The sequence below is a fragment of the Candidatus Magnetobacterium casense genome, from assembly GCF_019173545.1.
In the GTDB taxonomy this organism is placed as follows: Bacteria; Nitrospirota; Thermodesulfovibrionia; order Thermodesulfovibrionales; family Magnetobacteriaceae; genus Magnetobacterium; species Magnetobacterium cryptolimnobacter.
Window position 1 is genome coordinate 1 of the sequence record NZ_JABXWD010000653.1, and the last position, 1422, is coordinate 1422.

1 protein-coding gene is annotated in these 1422 nt (G+C 50.6%); it reads left to right on the forward strand.

What is annotated here, in order from left to right:
* The coding region (locus HWQ67_RS18455; protein WP_218254160.1) for a DNA cytosine methyltransferase at positions 1 to 1067 on the forward strand (1067 nt) is incomplete at its 5' end.
* Positions 1068 to 1422: the final 355 nt, after the last annotated feature.

Sequence of the window (1422 nt, forward strand, 5' to 3'; positions counted from 1 at the left end):
AGTATTGTCAGAAGGTTTTGAGGAAGCACTGGCCGAATGTGCCGATAGTAGAGGATATTAGGGATGTCGAGCGAATTAAGGAGGTTGTTGCCAACGCCGAAGAAACAATCGGCCAACAGTCCCGGCATACACGGGCAGGGAGGGCAGGACTTACAGACAGTGGTAGTGAGGAAATTATTACCAACGCCACGCAGCAGCCCAAACGAGAACCGGAGTACCAAGCCGACACCAAGCCAAATAAGTGGGAAGCATGGCCGGTACTTAGTAGTAGAAGCACAGATACCGGTAATGGAGGTGCAAAACCACAATCCCCAGCCATCCTTGTTACCGCCGGTTTCCCTTGCCAGCCTTTCAGTGTGGCCGGGCTCCGACAAAGCGAAAGAGATGACCGCTACCTCTGGCCTCAAACTATCGCAGTTATTAAAGAAATCAGACCCCAGTGGGTATTGCTTGAAAATGTTACTGGAATCATCAACCTGGCACTCGACACGGTGCTATCTGACCTGGAAGGTGCGGGTTACGCCACAGAAACGCTTATTATTCCAGCTTGCGCCGTCAACGCCTGGCATAGACGAGACCGAATCTGGATTGTCTCCTTTCTGGACCACCCCCAATGCACAGGATACCTGGAACAGCCCGGGGCAACTCAGGCCCTCAAGGTTAGAAACGGGCCGCAGAACAGACTACCTAAGTCGCCAGTGCAAGATGATGCCTACACCCAAAGAACGGGATTGGAAAGGGCAAACCCAGAGAGGGACCCATGCCCCACAGGACAGTTTGTGCAATCTCGTCAAGATGTGGCCAACTCCACAGACGGGGAGCCACAACGAGGCGGCTCACAATGCCATGTCAGGGGATTGGAAAACGAAGTTTTGCGAAGTCGCTGGGATCCCGACTACTGGGCAGTTGAACCCGAACTGGGTAGAGTGGCTCATGGGATTCCCCATAGGGTGGACCGACTTAAATGTTTAGGAAATGCGATAGTGCCACAAGTGGCCTATGAGATTATTAAGGTGATCATTGAAATCGACGAGGGGGTTCCACAAAATACCTATACTGTGAAATAATTAAGAAATGGGAATTAGGACAGAATACCAGGCAGTAATTAGTTGTGACTTCTGCTCGGCTAATCTAGTAAACGCATATTGGCGACAAAAGGAAGCAATCAAAGAAGCACGAGGATTGGGCTGGAGAATTGGCAAAAAGGTTACTTGCCCGAAATGCCAAGCGGCGGCATCTGCACGATTCACCGAGAGGGTTAAGGCTGGAATGAACAATGCCCGAGCATTGGGGAAACAGATAGGGAGGCCGAAGATTCCACAGAATGGTTGATTTGTGCCATAATTAAGCTATGCCAAGCATCAAATCCATAAAGTATCTCACCCAGGACGAACTGAAACGCCTCTTGGCTGTTATCACCAG